Source organism: Streptomyces botrytidirepellens (assembly GCF_003721215.1).
GTDB classification, from domain to species: domain Bacteria; phylum Actinomycetota; class Actinomycetes; order Streptomycetales; family Streptomycetaceae; genus Streptomyces; species Streptomyces himastatinicus.
Genome location: NZ_RIBZ01000885.1, coordinates 1 through 19,400, shown reverse-complemented (window position 1 = coordinate 19,400; position 19,400 = coordinate 1). Strand labels below are relative to the sequence as shown.

Annotated in this window: 11 protein-coding genes; 8 read left to right on the top strand and 3 right to left on the bottom strand. The window is 70.6% G+C overall.

Annotated elements, in window-relative coordinates; translation table 11 throughout:
- Nucleotides 1–363 precede the first annotated feature (363 nt).
- From EEJ42_RS49695 to EEJ42_RS49670, 6 genes are read left to right on the top strand one after another with little or no spacing between them, the layout of a single operon-like run.
- Nucleotides 364–693 carry a cupin domain-containing protein gene (locus EEJ42_RS49695; protein ID WP_123108731.1) on the top strand — a complete coding sequence of 110 codons (330 nt, stop codon included), beginning with the start codon at nucleotides 364–366 and terminating at the stop codon, nucleotides 691–693.
- Between the two features lie 16 nt (nucleotides 694–709).
- Nucleotides 710–1,249, top strand: a complete 540-nt coding sequence (locus EEJ42_RS49690) for a prephenate dehydratase domain-containing protein (RefSeq protein WP_184503645.1) — start codon at nucleotides 710–712, stop codon at nucleotides 1,247–1,249.
- Nucleotides 1,246–1,992 (top strand): RraA family protein, encoded by a 747-nt coding sequence (locus tag EEJ42_RS49685; RefSeq protein ID WP_184503644.1) that lies wholly within the window; start codon nucleotides 1,246–1,248, stop codon nucleotides 1,990–1,992. The genes EEJ42_RS49690 and EEJ42_RS49685 overlap by 4 nt, the downstream gene beginning before the upstream one ends.
- 26 nt (nucleotides 1,993–2,018) lie before the next feature.
- Nucleotides 2,019–2,990 carry a quinone oxidoreductase family protein gene (locus EEJ42_RS49680; RefSeq protein ID WP_123108728.1) on the top strand — a complete coding sequence of 324 codons (972 nt, stop codon included), beginning with the start codon at nucleotides 2,019–2,021 and terminating at the stop codon, nucleotides 2,988–2,990.
- Between the two features lie 51 nt (nucleotides 2,991–3,041).
- Entirely contained in the window at nucleotides 3,042–3,317 is a 276-nt protein-coding gene (locus tag EEJ42_RS49675) for a chorismate mutase (RefSeq protein ID WP_184503643.1), read from the top strand.
- Nucleotides 3,314–4,582 (top strand): 3-deoxy-7-phosphoheptulonate synthase, encoded by a 1,269-nt coding sequence (locus tag EEJ42_RS49670; protein WP_123108726.1) that lies wholly within the window; start codon nucleotides 3,314–3,316, stop codon nucleotides 4,580–4,582. Before EEJ42_RS49675 ends, EEJ42_RS49670 begins: the two co-directional genes overlap by 4 nt.
- Before the next feature lie 81 nt (nucleotides 4,583–4,663).
- On the opposite strand, the gene EEJ42_RS49665 is transcribed toward EEJ42_RS49670, so the two are convergent.
- The 3 genes from EEJ42_RS49665 to EEJ42_RS49655 all read right to left on the bottom strand — a co-directional run bounded on the left by EEJ42_RS49665 (nucleotide 4,664) and on the right by EEJ42_RS49655 (nucleotide 8,536).
- Nucleotides 4,664–5,440 (bottom strand): thioesterase II family protein, encoded by a 777-nt coding sequence (locus tag EEJ42_RS49665; protein ID WP_246098067.1) that lies wholly within the window; start codon nucleotides 5,438–5,440, stop codon nucleotides 4,664–4,666.
- A 31-nt stretch (nucleotides 5,441–5,471) separates the two neighbouring features.
- On the bottom strand, nucleotides 5,472–8,129 hold the full coding sequence (locus EEJ42_RS49660; protein ID WP_123108725.1) for a non-ribosomal peptide synthetase: 2,658 nt from the start codon (nucleotides 8,127–8,129) through the stop codon (nucleotides 5,472–5,474).
- A gap of 164 nt (nucleotides 8,130–8,293) precedes the next feature.
- Nucleotides 8,294–8,536, bottom strand: a complete 243-nt coding sequence (locus tag EEJ42_RS49655) for an MbtH family protein (RefSeq protein ID WP_123108724.1) — start codon at nucleotides 8,534–8,536, stop codon at nucleotides 8,294–8,296.
- A gap of 473 nt (nucleotides 8,537–9,009) precedes the next feature.
- Here EEJ42_RS49655 and EEJ42_RS49650 point away from each other — a divergent pair, with 473 nt between their 5' ends.
- Nucleotides 9,010–17,214 (top strand): non-ribosomal peptide synthetase, encoded by an 8,205-nt coding sequence (locus EEJ42_RS49650; protein ID WP_184503642.1) that lies wholly within the window; start codon nucleotides 9,010–9,012, stop codon nucleotides 17,212–17,214.
- A 14-nt stretch (nucleotides 17,215–17,228) separates the two neighbouring features.
- On the top strand, nucleotides 17,229–19,400 hold a 2,172-nt coding region (locus tag EEJ42_RS49645; RefSeq protein ID WP_148082252.1), incomplete at its 3' end, for a beta-ketoacyl synthase N-terminal-like domain-containing protein.

The following is a 19,400-nucleotide window of genomic DNA, read 5'->3' as shown; positions in this document are numbered from 1 at the left end:
ACGTTCCCTCCCCCCACGGTGCCTCCCTCAACGATGCAGTGCGGGAATCTCCACGGATTCCCGGTTGACGCCCTGGCGGAGTAGTGAACTCAAACCGTGCAAGTTGACCGCCGAACCCGCTTTACCTAGCGTATGAAAACGACCGCTCAGGCTGTCAAGGAATGCACACCAACGTCCGCCGGTTAGCCAGCGGTTGGCCCCGAAAAGCTTGCCGGGTGTCCTGTTGCCAGGACACCCGGCGGTACGCTTCCCTCATGAATCTGCGGGCGGCACACGCGACCGGGATTACCAGTGCACATCGGGTCGCACTTTCGTCCGCCCATTCTGGCCGTACCACACCTCACCGACCACAGGAGTAATGGAATGGCAGTGACGAAGCACCGTTCGGGCACGTCGGTGATTACCGACATATTCCCGAAGGGGCAGGCCGAGTTCATCCACGGCGACACAATGACGGTCGCCCTCTGGAAGTTCGACCAGGACGGCGGCGTGCCGTCCCACCAGCACCCGCACGAGCAGATCACGCATTGCCTCGAGGGCACGTTGGCGGTGACGGTCGACAGCGAGGTCATCGTGCTCGAGGCGGGCGACTCCGTGGTCATCCCCGGTGGTGTCGAGCACGAGGCACATGCGCGGACCGCCGCCCGGGGATTCGATGTCTTCCACCCGGTACGCGAGGATTACCGACTCTGAAGTGAAGGGAATAGTCGTGTCCAGCAATGATCGCCAGCTACAGGTACACACATTGGGACCGGCCGGGACAAACTGCGAAGCGGCCGCACACTACTACCTCGAACAGCACCACCACAAGCAAGGCCGCGTTTTACTCTACGGCACCCTCGAAAACGCGGTCGATGGCGTGATGACGAACCCGGCCGACAGCGTACTGCTCGGCTGTGTCGTCTACCCGAAGCTGAACGAGATCGTCTTCCGGAACCTCAAGTCGATGTCGTTGCACGAATGTTTCATGATGCCGACCCATCGAATGGTGCTCGCCGCGCGCGACCGTAGTCGGATTCGGACAGTGGTGAGCCACCCCGCGCCGGTCGACCTCATCGAGGACCTCGGCTACGACATCCGGCTCGTGACGAGCAACGCCACGGCAGCGCTGGAGTGCTCCACCGGTGGAGCGGACGCCTGCATCACGACCAGTGTCGCCGCCGAGGCGAACAACCTCGAGGTTATCGAGGACTTCGGCCCGGTGCAGATGGGCTTCAGCATCCACGTACCGCACGGGACCACGCTGTGACGGCGGACACCGACGTCCAGCGGGCAGGCACCAGGGCACCGCTCGACGATACGTACAGCCTGGTTGCGAAAACGGTGCATGAGCACGGCATCTCCACCCCCACGATCGCGGACGTGCTCGACGCGTTGGGAATCACCAACCGCGTGCTGGACTCGCGGCTGCACCGCGTATCAGGGGATGACCGGATGTTCTTCGGCGCCGCGTACACGGTCAGCTGGGTGGCGGTGCGCAAGGGGCCGAGCATCGTCGTCGCCTCGCCGAGCACATGGCAGGAGGTCCGTGACTTCCTGGTGCCCCAGGTCCTCGACGGGCGAGGAATGGTCTACGTCGCGGGCTCCGGGCCGCTGGTCACCGACGCCGCGCTCGCGGGCGGACTGTCCACGACCTATCTGCTCGAACAGCTGCGGTTCGAGGGGATCGTGCTGGGCGGCGCCATCCGCGACCGGGACGTCGTCGAGCAGAGCACCGGTTCGGTCGTCGCGAGCAACTTCGTCCCGACCGACACCCAGGGTGCGTACCGCGTCGAGGCGGTCGGCAGCACATGCCTGATCAACCACGTGCTGGTGCACACGGGCGACTGGGTTTTCTCCGACGGCAACGGCACGGTGGTGGTGCCGGCGGCACGGCTGCACGAGGTGCTGGCCGCGGCCACGGCCACCGGACGCACCGAACAAGACGTCCTGCGGCGTATCCGGGCCGGCGAGCGACTGCCGGCCATCATCGACGAGGTCGGCACCATCTAGCCCCGACACCCAAGAAGGAGGCCGCAATGCGTGCGGTCGCGGTATACCGGCATGGCGGTCCCGAGGTGCTGACACCGACCGAGTGGGCCACGCCGGTCGCCGGTCCCGGCGACGTGCTCATCGACGTCGCCGCCATCGGCGTCAACTATCACGAATCCTACGAGCGAAGCGGGCTCTATCCGCGCGAGCTGCCCTACGTCCCCGGCCATGAGCTGGCGGGCACCGTGGCCGCTGTGGGGGCCGACGTCACCGGCCTCGCGGTCGGTGACCTGGTGGCCTCGGCTGACGTGCCGGTGCCCGGCGCCTACGCCGAACAGGTGGCACTGCCCGCCGACCGCGTCATCCGGGTGCCCGAGGGGGTGAGCGCCGAACTGGCCGCAGCGGTGCTGCTACAGGGGCTTACGGTCCACATGCTCACCCAGGACAGCTATCCCGTACGTCCGGATGAGACGGCCCTGGTGCACGCCGCGGCCGGCGGTGTCGGGCTGCTGCTCACCCAGGTGCTGCGGTCGCTCGGCGTCCGCGTCATCGGCACCGTGTCCACCGCGGCGAAGGAGGAGGCGGCGCGGCAGGCGGGGGCGCACGAGGTCATCCGCTACACGGAGGTCGATTTCGCCGCCGAGGTCAAGAGCCTCACCGACGGCGGTGGCGTGGATGTCGTCTACGACGCGGTCGGCAGGACAACCTTCGAGGGAAGCATCGCCTCGCTGCGTCCACGGGGCACTTTCGTCCTCTACGGACAGTCCAGCGGCAAGATACCGCCCATCGACCTGAGCACCGGCACCCGCGGCTCGATCAAGCTGACCCGCCCGTACCTACCGGACTTCATCGCGACCCCCGACGAACTACAGGCTCGAGGCGCCGCGGTGTTCTCCTGGATACGCCGGGACAACCTCAATGTCCACATCGGACGACTCTATCCACTGGCCGACGCCGGCACCGCACAGACGGACCTCCAGCAGCGCCGCACCATCGGCAAGCTGCTGCTGACACCCTGACCGAGAACCGTGCACACATCTGACCTAGGCAGCAACACAAGGGGGCACAGCGTGTTGGACTCAGGGACCGGAGCACCTGCGGGACTGGACATCCGACTGTCCACAGGACAAGCGCGTACCGACATCGACAACCTCGACCTCGGCATCATCAGCTTGTTGCGGATGCGTCGTGAGGTGTCCCAGCGCATCCAGCAGGCTCGCGTGCAGGCGAACGGGCCGAAGACCGACTCCGATCGGGAGGCCGACATCGCCCGGGTATACCGGTCCTGCTTCGGGGACAGCGGCGACGAAGTCGCGGCCGCCGTCCTCCGGGTCTGCCGGTCGTGACCGCCTCGACGAACACCGCGCTCAGCGGTGCCAACCCACTGCATGTGCCCGTGGAGCACCAGCAGCCGCACTGGCCCGACCCGGACGAACTGGCGGATGTGGTGCGCACACTGGGCAGCCTGCCCGCGCTGGTGTCACCGAGTGACTGCGACGAGCTCCGGCGGCGCCTGGCCGCGGTGGCCCGAGGTGAGGCGTTCCTGCTCCAGGGCGGCGACTGCGCGGAGCTGTTCGCAGGGCCGCTGATCGAGCCGACGAGGGACAAGCTGCGCTGCCTCGCGGACATGGCCGCGGTGCTGGCCTCCGGGTCCGGCCTGCCGTCGCTCACTGTGGGCAGGCTCGCCGGGCAGTACGCGAAACCGCGCTCGATGGGCACCGAGACCAGGGGCGACCGGGTACTGCCCGTCTACCGGGGCGACGCCGTGAACGACCTGCGCTTCGACGCCGAGGCTCGTACCCCGAACCCACAGCGCCTGCTCGCCGCGTACCGGGCCGCGGACCGCGTCCTGTCCGACATCCGGCGGCTTCGCACCAGGAGCCACGCACTGTTCACCGACCTGGGCGGCGACTTCTTCACCAGCCACGAAGCGTTGCTGTTACCGTACGAGACCGCGCTCACCAGGTCAGACCCGGCTTCCGGGCGGAAGTACGGCCTGTCCGGTCACCTGCTGTGGATCGGCGAGCGGACGCGGCAGCTCAACGGGCCGCACATGGCCTTCGTGGCGAGCGTGCACAACCCGGTAGCGGTCAAGATCGGGCCCACCGCGACCCGCACGGACATCGCGGAACTGATCGAACTGATCGACCCGCACCGGGAGCCGGGCCGACTGACATTCATCACCCGCCTCGGCGCGCATGCCGTGCACGACATGCTGCCCCCGCTCGTGGACGAGGTAGTCACTCGGGGTTCACCGGCGACCTGGGTGTGCGATCCGGTGCACGGCAACACCTTCACCGCCGCGGACGGCATCAAGACTCGTCAGTTCGAGGCGATCTGGGCGGAGGTCCGTGGATTCATCGAGGTCCACCGGGCGCTGGGTACCCACCCAGGCGGTCTGCACCTGGAGTTGACCAGCCGCAACGTGACCGAATGCATGGACAACCACACCCCTGTGCACGAGCGGGATCTCCACCTGCGATACGAGACGGCCTGCGACCCGCGCCTCAACGGCGGCCAGGCGCTGGAACTTGCCCGGTTGGCCGCCCCACTGCTCCGGCCGGGTGCTCAGAGCGTGGACCTGCTCCAGGACGCCGCCACGCTTGGCTGAACACCTCGTACTGTCCAGCGAAAGACGCTGCGCGGGCGGATCGCCCGTGCAGCGTCTTCGTTGGTTCCGGTTCGTCAGCGGCTACGCCCCCAGCAGGACCTGGCCGACAAACCCCGGGACATCGTTGCCTTCTTCGGTCAGGTAGAAGTGACCGCCGGGGAAGATCTCGGTCGTGAACGGCGCCGAGGTGTACTCGCTCCACCCCTCGACGGTTTGCAGCGGGGCCCGCCAGTCGGACTGCCCGACCAGCGCGGTGATCGGGCAGTCCAGTCTGGGCACGGTGGCGACGCGGTGGCGCTCCCAGAGCTGGAAGTCGGCGAGGACCACCGGTACCAGCTCGTCCATGACCTCCTGGTCCGCGCTCACCTCCTCGTCGAATCCGCCGAGGCTGAGCACGGCGGCGTGGAACTCCCGCTCCGGGAGGTCGTGCAGCTTCGGCCCGGCCCAGACCACTTCGGGCGTGGACTGGGCGGACAGGAACAGCCGGGCCGGGCTGGGGCCGCCCTTCAGCTGAAGCATCCTCGCCACCTCGAAGGCCAGCAATGACCCGCAGGAGTGCCCGAAGAAGGAGAACGGACCGGTGAGCGCGGGGCGCAGGTCCGCGACGATCTCCTTCACCAGTTGGCCGACGTCCGTGGCCGGTTCCTCGGCGATCCGGTTCTGCCGGCCCGGCAGCTGCACGGCCGCCAGTTCGATGTCCTCCGGCAACCTGCGCGCCCAGCCCGCATACGCGTTGGCGCCGCCGCCCGCATGGGGGAAGCAGACAATCCGGTGCCGTGCCTCGGGCCGCCGCGCACGCCACAGGTATCGGTTCTCGGGAACCAGACGTCCCTTGAGGCCAGGTCTTTGTGTGCGCACGATGCCCTCCGCGAATGTGGAACCAGCACGATCAGTCAACAGGTGCGGTGTCCGCTGCCGCCTCGTCGCTCAGCGCCGCGATGGTCTGCAAGCGGAACAGGGCCTTGGCCGAGATCGGCACACCCGCCGCCCGAGCCTTGGCAACGACCTTGATCCCGAGGATGGAGTCGCCGCCGAGCTCGTAGAAGTTGTCGGTCACCCCGACGCGGTCGATGTCGAGCACGTCGGCCCAGATGTCGGCGAGCACGCTCTCGTCGTGCGTTCGAGGCGCGACATAGTCCTCGGTGTCGGCAGTACGCTCCGGGGCCGGCAGCGCAGCCCGGTCGACCTTGCCGCTCGGGGTGAGCGGGAACTCGGCGAGCAGCACGACGACCGCGGGCACCATGAACTCCGGGAGTCGGTCCCCGACGAAGTCCCGCAGCGCGGCCGGCTCGGGCCAGCGTCCCGGCCCGGGGCGCACGTAGCCGACGAGGCGTTTGTGCTCACCGTCGTCGCGCGCGATCACCACTGCCACTTCGACGTCCGGGTGTTGCTGGAGCACGAGCTCGATCTCGTTCGGCTCGATCCGGAAGCCGCGGACCTTGACCTGGCGGTCGATCCGGCCGACATACTCCAGCGCGCCCTCCGGCGACCATCGCACCAGGTCACCGGTGCGGTACAGCCGGTCCCCCGGTGCGGTGCCGAAGACGTCGGGCAGGAAGCGTTCCGCGGTAAGACCCGGACGAGCCAGGTACCCTCGCGCGACCCCTGGGCCGCCGATGAACAGCTCGCCGACCACACCCATCGGTACCGGGTTCAGCCGTTCGTCGAGCACGTGAACGCTGGTGTTCACCACCGGACGGCCGATGGGCACCGTGCGGTGCTCGTCGACCCGCTCCACCAGGTGCCAGGTGGAGACGGTGGTCGTCTCGGTGGGCCCGTAGCTGTGGATCAGGCGCTGCGGTGGACCCGCCGTCAGCACCTGCGCCACCCGGTCCGGATTGACTGCCTCACCGCCGAAGAGCAGGTGGCGCAGCGTCCTGAACGCATCGGGCTGCGCGGCGACAACCTGGTTGAACACCGCCGTTGTGAGCACGAGTGTGGTGATGCGATGCCGAGTCAGCGCCCCTATCAGCGCCCTCGGGTCGAGCATCGTGTCCTTGTCGATGACCACCATCCGGGCGCCCGCGGCCAGCGGCGCCCAGATCTCGAAGGTCGCCGCGTCGAACGTCGCATCGGCGCCCTGGGCGACGACGTCATCGGGCCGCAGCGGGATGTAGTCGGCGTCGCAGAGCAGAGCGGTGATCGAACGGTGCTCGATCACTGTCCCCTTTGGCCTGCCGGTCGAGCCCGAGGTGTAGATCAGGTACGCCCCGTCCCGCCCGGAGACGGGGATGGCGGGCGGCGCAGTGGGCTGGGCGGCCAGGTTCTGTCCCTGTTCGTCAATCGAGAGGACGTCGGCGTCGGTCGCCTCACGCACCTTTCCGACCAGCGCGCTTTCCGTCAGGCACACCGACACGTCGGCGTCGGCGAGCATGAAGCTCAGCCGCTCAGCCGGGTACCCGGGGTCCAGCGGCAGGTAGACGCAGCCGGCGCGAAGGACGGCAAGCAGTGCGGTGACCAGCCCCGGGCCGCGCGGCAGGCACACGGCGATGACCTCGCCCCGCCGAACCCCGGCAGACACCAGCAGATGGGCCAGTTGGTTGGCCGTGGCGTCCAACTTCCCATACGTCATCGTCTCCGTGCCGGCGACGACCGCGACCGCGTCGGGCTCCAACCGGGCTCGCGTGCCGACCAACTCGTGCACGCACGGCCATGCCCGCAGGTCCATGTGGTGGACGCCCCACTCGTCGAGCAGTGTGTGCCGCTCCGCCTCGTCCAGCAGGGGAAGGTCGCCCACCGGCCTCGCCGGATCCCGCACGGCGGCGGTCAGCAGCACCACCAAGTGCCGGGCCAGCCGCTGGATGGTGGCCACTTCGAACGATCCCGGGTCGTAGGCGAGGGAGCCGGCAAGCTCGCCCGTACCGGTCAGCCGGCAGTCGATCGTGAGCTCGAACGGCTGAGGCGCCTCGATCACGTCAGCGTCTCGCAGTACCACCAGCACCTGTGTGGGGGGAGAGCCGCCATCGGTCCCGTGGGGCGTCAACGCGTCGACAAGCCTGGAGAAAGGCAGGTCTGCGTTGGCCACCGCGTCCGTGACGAGCTGGGCGTTCTTCTCGATCAACCGCGTGAACGGGTCGTCCGGCCGGACTGTCGACCGCAGGACGATGACATTGGTGAAACGACCGTCCGGTTCGTCGAGCGTGCGGCCGGTCGCCACGGTGGCCAGAGGGATGTCGCGCTGCCTGCCGTAACGGGAGAAGAGCACCTGGGTTGCGGCGAGGAGGACGGTGAACAGCGTCCCGCCGGCTCTGCTCGCCAGTTTGTCCGCCCTGTCGACGACCTCCGCCGGTACCCGGAACTCGGCGGCGGCGCGCGCCGTGCCGGGCACAGCCGGCCCCGGCCGGTCGGCCGGCAGCCGCAACCCCGGAAGGTTGTCGAGCTGGTCGAGCCAGTAGCGCTGCTGTTCGGCGAGGTGAGTCTCGGTGAGCCGGTCGCGTAACCGGGTCCCCTCGTCCGCGTCAGCACCGTGCTGACCGTCGTAGAGCAGACCAGCACCTACGTCGTTGGTGTGAGTCGATGCATCGGATTTGAGCAGGCCCTCGGACATGTCACTGTTTTCCCTTCGCGTTCCTTGGCTGCGACAAGCCCTACGCGCAGCGCTGGGGCAGCCGTCCGTGAGTTCCACGGTTTTCCGATGCCCCGACAACGTCACGGTTGGACCCGCTCTTCGGACCTGCGGTCAACGACGTTCTGCCACTGATCCAGCAGCACTCAGCTGGAAGACGTCGCGTTCTGCTTGTCGTCCGCAGCCATGGCCTCGCGCAGGCTTCGCGGACGGAGGTCGGTCCAGTGCTCCTCGATGTAGTCGAGGCACTGCTGCCTGCCGTCCTCCCCGAAGACGACCCGCCACCCCTCCGGCACCGGCGCGAACGTCGGCCAGAGCGAGTGCTGCTCCTCGTCGTTCACCAGCACGAAGAACCTGCCGTTGGCGTCATCAAATGGGTTGTCACTCACTGGTCATTTCCTTTCTCGATGGTGACTGACGTCGTATCGATGTTATCTAATTCCGGTTGATCACCGTAGCGATCCGATCATGATCGATCAACCAAAAACAACGCCGTCAGGTGACCCGCCACCTGTCCCGTCGACAGGACAGGCGCAGGAACTCGACTGAATACTTGACGGCCCTGTGCCCCCGTGCCACCGTCGAGAACCGGCGCATTCCTGCACCGGTTCCCTTTTTCCGGAAGCGTCATCGCCGTTCACTCAGCCACAGCTCGCATGCGATCGGCGCCGAAATTCAAACGTTGCATCAGGTTGTCAACACGTCGATTGAATTCCGCGTGCGGCTCATGAGAAATCTATGCTCTTGCGATGGTCCCCGCAGTTTCGGTTTCTTGCTCGCGCTGTGAAGAATTTACTGCCGTAACGAACGGGCCTTGGCAATGGATCGCTGCCGCGGGAGCCGAGTCATGCGGAGGCGTTTGGTGTCGACAGGGACGTTTTCTGAGCTGTTTCAGCGGCAGGTCGCTGCGACGCCCGACGCGCTCGCGGTGGTGTGCGGCACCGCGAGGCTGACGTACCGCGAACTCGATGCGCGGGCCAACCAGCTGGCGCGGGAGCTGATCGGGCGCGGGGTTGGCCCGGAGTCGGTGGTGGGAGTGGCGCTGCGGCGCTCTCCTCAGTGGCCGGTGGCGGTCCTCGCGGTGCTCAAGGCGGGCGGCGCCTATCTGCCGATGGACTCCGCCTACCCGGCGGAGCGCCTCACTTTCATGGTCACCGACTCCAGGGCCGGTCTGGTGCTGGCGGACGCGGCGACCGCGGCCGAGCTACCCGATCTGCCCGCCGAGATCGTGCGGCTGGACGAGGAGGCGTTCGCCGCCGCGGTGGGCGCGCAGGACGCGGCGCCGGTCACCGCCGCCGAGCGAGCCGGGGCGCTGAGCGCGGCCGGCGCCGCGTACGTCATCTACACCTCCGGATCCACCGGCCGCCCCAAGGGCGTCATCGTCAGTCACCTCGGGCTCGCCTCCCTGCTCACCACCCAGCGGGAACGCCTGGAGGTGAGCCCGGCGAGCCGGGTACTGCAGTTCGCCTCGCCCAGCTTCGACGCGTCCGTCTGGGAACTGGTCATGAGCCTGTTGGCGGGAGCGGCCCTGGTCCTCGCGGACAAGGAGCAGCTCGCGCCCGGCGCCCCGTTGGCGGAGACGGTCGCCCGGCACAGCGTGACCCATGTGACACTGCCGCCCCCTGTACTGACCGCGCTCCCCACCCGGGCGCTGGAGAGCGTACGGACCCTGGTGGTCGCCGGTGAGGCAACCTCGCCGGAACTCGCCGCCACCTGGTCGGCGGGACGGCGCCTGATCAACGCGTACGGCCTCACCGAGACCACCGTCTGCGTCACCATCAGCGACCCGCTGCCGGGCGACGGAACCGTGCCACCGATCGGCACGGCCGTCACCAACGCAGGCGTGTACGTCCTCGACGGTGCCCTGAAGCCCGTCGGGCCCGGTGTGACAGGGGAGTTGTACGTCTCCGGTCCGGCGCTCGCCCGCGGCTACCTGGGCCGCCCGGAGCTGACCGGCGCGCGGTTCGTGGCCTGCCCGTTCGCCGCCGAGCCGGGCGCACGCATGTACCGCACCGGTGACCTGGCGGAGTGGAACGAGGACGGGCAGCTGGTCTTCCACGGCCGCGCCGACACCCAGGTCAAGATCCGCGGATTCCGTGTCGAGCCCCGTGAGGTCGAGGCTGCCCTGGAGACTCACCCCGGTCTCCTCCACTGCGCCGTCGTCGCCCACGAGAGCCCCGGGTCGGGAAAGCGGCTGGTGGCCTACGTCGTCGCGGCCCGTTCCGGGACCGCTCCGTCCGTCGCCGAGCTGCGCGACCATGCCATGCGGCGCCTGCCCGACCACATGGTCCCCGCGGCCTTCACCGTCCTGGACGAACTGCCGCTGACCCCCAACGGCAAGCCGGACACGGCCAAGCTGCCCGAGCCGGAGTTCCGCGGCGCCGCGTACCGGGCCCCGCATACCCCGACCGAGGACGCCCTCGCCGCTCTCTTCGCCGAGGCTCTGGGGCTCGACCAGGTCGGCATCGACGACGACTTCTTCAGTGCGCTCGGGGGCGACTCGTTACTGGCCATGCGCGTCATGGCACGGGTGCGGGAGGCGCTGTCGGCCGACCTGCCTGCGAGCACCCTGCACCGGACCCGGAACGTCGCGGCCCTCGCCGCGGCGGTGGACACAGCGGACGGCATCGCACCCGTCGGCTCCGACGCGCCCGCGCAGCACGGTGACAGCCTGGTGCCGTCCTACGCCCAGCAGCGCCTGTGGTTCCTGGACCGGTTCGAAACCGGCCCCGCCTACAACGTCAGCGGCGCGCTCCGCCTGACCGGAGCCCTGGACACCGACGCCCTCGCCCAGGCGCTGGCCCGGCTCGCCGAACGGCACGAAGGGCTGCGCACCACCTTCGCCATGGTGGACGGCCGCTGCGTCCCGGTCGTCCGTCCACCGGCCCCGGTCCCGCTCGCGCACACCGACCTGTCAGGGCTTCCCCAGGCCGAACGCGAAGCGGAGGCCGACCGGCTGTGGCGCGCGAACGTGGCCGAACCGTTCGACCTGGAGACCGGCCCGCTGCTTCGCCCCCACCTGGTCCGTCTGGACGGCGCCGAGCACCTTCTGATCCTGACGCTGCATCACATCATCAGCGATGAGCGGACGTTCGAGGTGCTGACGACAGAGCTGGGCGCCTTCTACACCTCGGCCGTCACCGGCGAGCCGGACCGCCTCCCCCAACGCACCGCCCGCTACACCGACTACGCCGCCCAGCAGCGCCGACGGCTGGAATCGGGGCTCGTCGACGAACAACTGATCTACTGGCGCGACCAGTTGGACGGGGCGACCCCGCTGGAGCTGCCTACGGACCGCCCCCGGGGCGACGCGGGCCACGGCCCTGCGCGGCTGGAGCGCCGCACCATCGACGCTCGCACCACCCAGGCACTGCGCCGACTGGCCCGGCACAGCGGCACGACGCTGTTCGCGACCCTGCTCGCCGCCTGCGACGTGGTGCTCTCCCGCTGCACGGGCCGGAAGGACATCGTCGTCGGCGTCCCCGCCTCGGGCCGCGACGAGGTGGCGTACGAGGACGTCGTCGGCTGCTTCATCAACACGCTCGTGTTGCGCTCGACCGTGACGGAGGACACGACGTTCACCGGCCTGGTCGGCTCTGTCGGAGACACCATGGCGGGTGCCCTCGCCCACGCGGACCTGCCCTTCGACCGGCTGGTGGAGGAGCTCGCGCCCTCGCGCAGCCCCGGCCGCACCCCCTTCGTCGACGTGATCGTCGGCATGGGAAACGCCCGTTCCCGCACCGCCGGGTTCGCGGGCCTGGCCGTCGCCACGGCCGACGCACCCCCGGTCACCACCGCCTTCGACCTCGACATCCGCTTCCGCGAGAGCGGCGGGGGACTGCGCGTCCATTTCCACTACCGTGCGGACCTGTTCGACGGACGGTTCATCGCCCGCCTCGCCACCGCCCTGGCCGATCTGCTGGCCGAGGTCGTCCACGCTCCCGACCGGCCGCTGCGCCGGCTGCCTTCGCTGCCCGAGGCCGACACGTCCCTGCTCGCGCAGTGGAACGCCACCGTCCCCGCGCCAGCCGAGGCGGCCTGTGCCCACGACCTGTTCGCGCAGCATGTACGCCTGCGGCCCGAGGCGCTCGCGGTCACGTACGGCGAGCTGCGGTTGACGTACACCGAGCTGAACGCGCAGGCCAACCGCCTGGCCCACGATCTGGCCGCGCAGGGCGTCGGCCCCGATGTCCTGGTCGCGCTCGGCCTGGAACGCGGAGTGGACCTCACCGTCGCCGCCCTCGCGGTCCTCAAGGCGGGCGGCGCGTTCCTGCCGCTGGACCTCGGCCACCCCCGAGCCAGGCTGGCTGTCACACTCGCCGATGCCGCCCCCCGGCTGCTGGTGACGAGCCACCAGGCGCACCGCTCGCTGCCCGCCGTCGAGGTTCCCGTCATGCGCCTCGACGGCGAGACGGAGCGCACGCGCATCGCGCGCAGGCCCGCCACCGACCCGCACACCGGCGTACGACCGGAGAACCTCGCGTACGTCGTGTACACCTCCGGCTCGACCGGTCGCCCCAAGGGTGTCCAGTTGCAGCACGACGGCCTCACCAGGCTCGCCGCCGACAGCCTGCGCAGCGTCGGCCTCGGCCCGGGCAGCCGGATGCTGCAACACCTGTCGCCTGCCTTCGACGTGGGCCTGTGGCAGTTGATCATGCCGCTCCTGACGGGCGCGGCCGTGTGCTTCAGCCTGCCCGGCGAACGCGAGGACCCCCAGGCCCTGGCCGAGCGCATCCGGCAGGACCGGATCACGCTGTTCCTGCTGACCCCCTCGATCCTGAGCACCCTCGACCCGGCCCGGCTGCCCGCCCTGGAGCTGGTCTGCGTCGCCGGCGAGGAGTGCCCCGTCTCCCTGGCCGAAGCCTGGGCGGCCAGGCACGCGTTCGCCAATCTGTACGGACCCACCGAGGCCACGATCTATTCCACCTTCCACGCCGTGCCGCGCGGCACCCCACCCGCCGGGCGGTCCCGCGTCCCCATCGGCGCCCCGGTCGCCGGCGTACGCCACCACGTACTGGACCGGTGGCTGCGCCCCGCGCCGATCGGCGCACCCGGCGAGCTGTACCTGGCGGGTCCGTGCCTGGCGCGGGGTTATCACGACAGGCCCGGGGAGAGCGCCGCGCGTTTCACCGCGGACCCGTTCGGCCCGCCCGGCAGCCGCATGTACCGCACCGGCGATCTCGCCCGCTGGGACGCCGACGGCGACCTCACCTTCCTCGGCCGCACCGACGACCAGGTCAAGATCCGCGGCTACCGCGTCGAAACCGGCGAGGTCGAGGCGGAACTCCTCACCCATCCGGACGTCGCCGAGGCGCTGGTGACCGCGTGGCCGGACCACCAGGGACGGCAGCGGCTGGTCGGCTACCTCGTACCCGAGCCCGGACACGAGCTCCCCCCAGCCCCGGAACTGCGCGCCCACCTCTCCCGGTCCATGCCCGCGCCCATGGTGCCCTCGGCCTTCGTGCCGCTGGCCGCGTTGCCCCTGAACAGCAGCGGCAAGGCCGACCGCAGGGCCCTGTCGCCCCTCGCGCCGACGGAGGCAGTCCACAGCGTGTACGCGGCCCCGGCCACCGGCGTACAGCGGACCCTCGTGGAAGTGTGGAGCCAGGTCCTGGGCGTCGGACGGATCGGTCACCAGGGCCACGACCGGGAACGGATCGGCATCGACGACGACTTCTTCGAGCTCGGCGGGGACTCCGTCGCGAGCATGCTGTTGGTCGCCGCGGCCCGCGCGGCGGGGCTCGTCCTGACGCCGAAGGACGTGTTCCAGCGGCCCACCATCCGGTCCCTCGCCGAGGTGGCGACCCCCGTCGGCACGCCCTCCGCGCTTGAAGCGCCGCCCTTCTCCGAGACGCCCGCCGCACCGGCCGCGCCCGGCTCCGGCGTACCCGAGCTCCATCCGCTGACGCCCCTGCAGACCGGGCTGCTGTACCACTCCCTGGCCGGACGCGCCACCGACGAGGTCGGCGGACACGATATCTACCTGCGCCGCACCACCTTCACGCTCACCGGCATACGCGCTCCCCAGACGCTTGCCAGGGCCTGGCAACACGTCGTGGACCGGGTGCCCGCGCTGCGCAGCAGCGTGCACTGGGGCGGCGACGGACCGCCCGCGCAGGCCGTGCACCCCGCCTTCACCCTGCCGGTCAGCCATCACGACTGGCGCGGAACCGACGCCGCCGCGCACCGGGACGCACTGCGGGCGCTCATCGACGCGGACCGCGCGAACGAGCCCGACCCGCGCTCGGCCGTCCCGATGCGCGTCATCCTCGCCCGCACCGCCGACGACGAGGTCATCGTCCTATGGACCTTTCACCACCTCTTCCTCGACGGCTGGAGCATGGCGCAGGTCCTCACCGACGTTCTGACCGCCTACGGCGCACTCGCCGACGGCCGCACGCCGCAACTGCCCGCCCGCAGGCCCTTCCAGGAATACGTGGCGTGGCTGCACCGCCGCGACCACAGTGCGGCACGCGCCCATTGGGCCCGCGTCCTCGCCGGATTCGACAGCCCCACCCCGCTGCCGTACGGGCGGGTGAGCGGGCCGTACCACCGGCCGGGCCCACCCGCCGAGCAGCTGATCACGCTCCCCGGAAACAGTGTCGACCGGCTGAGCACCTTCGCGCGCGGCAACCGGCTGACCGTCAACACCCTGGTGCAGGCCGCCTGGGCTCTGCTGCTGTCACGGCACGCGGGCAGCGGCGACGTGCTGTTCGGCGCCACCGTCTCAACCCGCGACGCCGACTTCGACGGGGCGGGTTCCGTCATCGGGCTGCTCATCAACACGCTGCCGGTACGTGTCCGCGTCGATGAACCCGCACCGCTCGTGCAGTGGCTGCATCGTCTCCAGGCGGAGCAGGTCGAGGCGCGCCAATTCGACACCTTTCCGCTGTCCGGCCAACTCGCGGTCAGCGAACTCGACTGCGGAACGGCCCTGTTCGACACCGCGATCGCCTTCGAGAACGTCCCCTTCGACCCGGTCGCCGCACATGCCGCAGGCATCGGCATTTCGGACCCCGACACCAGCAACACCACCAATTACCCGCTGTCCCTGGTCGCCCACACCATCGGCGGACTCGTCCTCCGGCTGAGCTACGACACCGTCCTGTACGAAGCGGAGGAGGCCGCGGAGCTCGCCGCGCAGCTGCGCACCCTGCTGGAGGGCATGGCAGGAGCGGCGCACCGGCCGGTGGCCGGCCTGAGCGCCCTACGGCCGGACCAGCACCACCGCGCCGTACGCCAAGTGAGCGGAGCCACGGTCCCGGCCCCGGCGCCCGCGTGCCTGCACCAGCTGTACGCCCGGCAGGCCGCGGTCACCCCCGACGCCACCGCCCTCAGCTGCGACGACGGCACCTTCCTGACGTACCGGCAACTCGACGAGCACGCCAACCGGCTGGCGCACCTGCTGACCGCATACGGTGTCGGCCCCGAGGTCCTCGTCGCGGTGGCGCTGCCGCACGGCGCCGGTCAGATCACCGCCCTGCTGGCCGTGCTCAAGGCCGGCGGTGCCTATCTGCCGCTGGACCCCGCCTACCCCGCCGACCGGCTGGCGTGGATGACCTCGGACTCGGGTGCGGCCCTGCTCCTCACCGGTGAGGAGGCCGGGGCCCCCTGGAAGCCGGCCGCCGTCCGCGCCCTCGCCCTGGACGACCTGGACGACGCCCTCATCGGTCTTCCGGCCACCGCGCCCGAGATACCCGCGCGGCCGGACCACACCGCGTACACCATCTACACCTCCGGATCCACCGGGCGCCCCAAGGGGGTCGACGTCTCGCACCGCGGAGCCACCGGACTGCTCGCCGCCGTACGCGGCACCGGGGCCGGACCCGGCGGCCGCGTGCTGCGTTTCGCCTCGCTCGGCTTCGACGCGGCGCTGTGGGAGATCGGCATGGCGCTGCTGACCGGCGCCACCCTGGTGATGGCCGCGCCGGAGAACCTGAGCCCCGGCCGGCCGCTCGCCGATACCCTCGCCCGGCAGCGCATCACCCACGTCACGCTGCCGCCCGCGGTCCTCGCCATGCTGCCTGCCGACGGCGTGCCCATCGGTACGGCCGTCATCGCCGCCGGTGAACGGCTGCCCGCCGACCTGGCCGGATCCCTGGCAGCCGAACGGCCGGTGCACAACGCCTACGGGCCCACCGAGAACACCGTGTGCGCGAGCCTGACCGGCCCACTGCCGACACGCGGGGAGCCACCTCTGGGCGCACCGGTCCCGGGTACGGCGGTGTACGTGCTGGACGCCGGGCTCCACCCCGTGCCGTTCGGCGCCATCGGCGAGCTGTACCTCGCCGGCCCGGCGCTGGCCCGCGGCTACCGAGGCCGGACCCCGCTGACCGCCGCACGGTTCGTGGCCTGCCCCTACGGGCCCCCGGACAGCCGGATGTACCGCACCGGCGACCGGGTACGCCAGCAGGCCGACGGCACCCTGCATTTCGTCGGCCGCAGCGACGACCAGGTCAAGGTCCGCGGCTTCCGGGTGGAGCCCGGCGAGATCGAGGCCGCCCTGACCGCGGATCCAGCGGTGCGGCAGGCCGCCGTCACCGCCGACGGCGCCCAGCACCGGCGGCGCCTGACAGCACACCTGGTGCTCGCCGAGGACGGCACCGTCGCCGACGTACGCGCCGGCCTGACTCGCCGACTGCCCGGCCACCTGGTGCCCTCGGCCTTCGTCGTCCACGACCGACTGCCCCTGACGTCCAACGGCAAGATCGACCGGCGTGCGCTGCGCGCCACCCCGGCCGTCCGGGACACCGCGGTCCAGGGGCCGCGCAGCGACGCGGAACGCCATGTCGCCAACCTGTGGGCCGAGCTCCTGGACCGCGACGTCATCGACGTCGTCGGAGAGAAGTTCTTCGAGGCCGGAGGCACCTCACTGACCCTCCTCGAACTGGCCGGCCGCCTACAGGCCGCAGGCCGGCCCGAGATCCCGTTGGCCGCCCTCTTCCAGCACTCCACCGTCGAGGCCATGGCCCGCCTGGTGGAGGAGCGCGATCGTCACAACACGCCCACGGCGGTGGGCGGACCGGCCGCCGCAGACCAAGAGCAAGCAGAGGACTGGGAACTGTGACGCAGGGGAGCGACATGATTCAGGACGCCATCGCGATCATCGGGGTGGCGTTCGTGCTGCCCGAAGCGGACCACCTGAGCGCGCTGCACGACAACCTCAGCGCGGGCCGCGTCAGCGTGCGACCGCCGGCCGCCGGCCGAATCCGCCACGCGGGAGGCGACCCCGACGCCGCCTACGCCACCTGCGCTTACCTCGACCGCATCGACATGTTCGACCACGCCTACTTCGGACTCTCGCGGCGCGAAGCGGAATTCATGGACCCGCAGCAGCGCATCGCCTTGCAGCTGAGCCACCAGGCCATCGAGAACGCCTGCTACGCGCCGGGCGATCTCAGGGGTTCCCGCACGGCGGTCTTCCTCAGCGCTCCCTACCCGCGCTATGCGAGCCTGTTCACCGAGCCGGACCCGCAGCAGATCCTCGGCACCATCCCGTCGGCGGCCCCGGCCCGCATCGCCTACCTCCTCGGCCTGCATGGCCCCGTCCTGAGCGTGGACTCCGCCTGTAGCAGCAGCCTGGCGGCCGTAGCCATGGCCGTACGCGAACTACGCAGGGGGGAGACGGACCTGGCCCTGGCCGGCGGAGTGAGCCTGCACACGGTGCTGCACCCGCGCGACAGCGTCGACGAACTGCCCGGCGTCCTGTCCCCGAAGGGCCGGTGCCGCCCCTACGACACGGCCGCTGACGGCTCCGTCGCCGGCGAAGGCGGCGGCGTGGTCCTGCTCAAGCCACTGGGCCGGGCCCTGGCGGACGGCGACCACATCCATGCCGTGCTGCGCGGCGTGGCCGTCAGCCACAACGGCTACCGTGCCACCAGCATGAGCGCCCCCAGCCAGGACGGTCAGGCCGACACGATCACCGCCGCCTGGCAGGACGCGGGCATGCCCCTCACCAGTGCCGGCTACTTCGAGGGACACGGCTCCGGCACCCCTCTGGGCGACTTGGTGGAAATCGCCGGCCTACAGCGCGTGCTGGACGGCGCGAGCGCCCAGGCCCCCTACTGGCTCGGCGGAGTCAAGGGCAACATCGGACACCTCGACCACGCGTCCGGCATGGCGGGACTGCTGAAGGTGCTGGCCGGGCTGCGCCACCGCACGCTGTACCCGACCGCCCACTTCACCACCCCGCACGCCTCGATGCAGAGCGACAGCACGGTCCGGGTCAGCGACGTACCGCGCCCCTGGCAGCGGCGCGAGGCCGAGCAGCCGCGCCGCGCGGGAGTCAGCTCCTTCGGGCTGACCGGCACCAACGTGCACGCAGTCGTGGAGGAAGCGCCGCGGTCGGCCCGCCCCGCACCCGCGGGGACACGCGCCGAACTCGTCACCGTCTCTGCCGCGAGCCCTGCCGCGCTGGAACGCTACACGCGGCGGCTGAGCGACTTCGCCGCGACCACCGAGCACCGTCTGCCCGAGGTGGCCCATGCCCTCAACCGGGGCCGGGACGACCGCCGTTACCGCCTCGCGGTCGTCGCCCGCAGCATCACCGACCTGTCCGAGGCGCTCGCCGCGGCCACCCCACGCGAGCAGCCCGTGCCGCCCACAGCGCCGCCCGTAGTGCTGCTGTTCTCCGGCGACAGCACCGTCGCCCGCGTCGACGACGCGGCCTGGCAGCGGCTGTGTACGGAACTGGACGCTACCGACGGCACCCCCGGCACCGCCGGGGATGGGGCTGCCGCCAGGCTGCTGCGCCGCCAGCACGCCCTCCACCAGATCCTCGACGCGCTCGGCCTCGACACCGGCCGGCTCGTCGGCAGCGGACCGGGCAATCTCGCCGTGCGCGTCGCCCGAGGGCGCATGTCGCTGACCGAAGCGCTGGAGAAGACGGCGGGTGAAGACCTCACCGACACCGTCAACGACGAAGGGCTGGGCCGCGCCGTCCGAGGCTTCACCCGAAGCGGCGCCATTCTGGTCGAGGTCGGGGGCGACGGGGTGCTCTCCCGGCGCATCCGCGACCTCGAGCCCGACCTGCCGATCGTGCCCCTGCCCGCGGACCAGGGACGCCACGGCGTGCTCACCACCCTGGCCCGCCTGTACGAACTGGGCGCCGCCATCGACTGGAACTGCGCCTACGCGGACAGCGGCATCGCCCGCATCGAAGCCCCCACCTACCCGTTCGAGGAGACCTCCTGCTGGTACGGCCCCCAGCCCGGCCCGCGCGGTGCGGCGGGGCCGCGCCCCGACGCCCGGCCG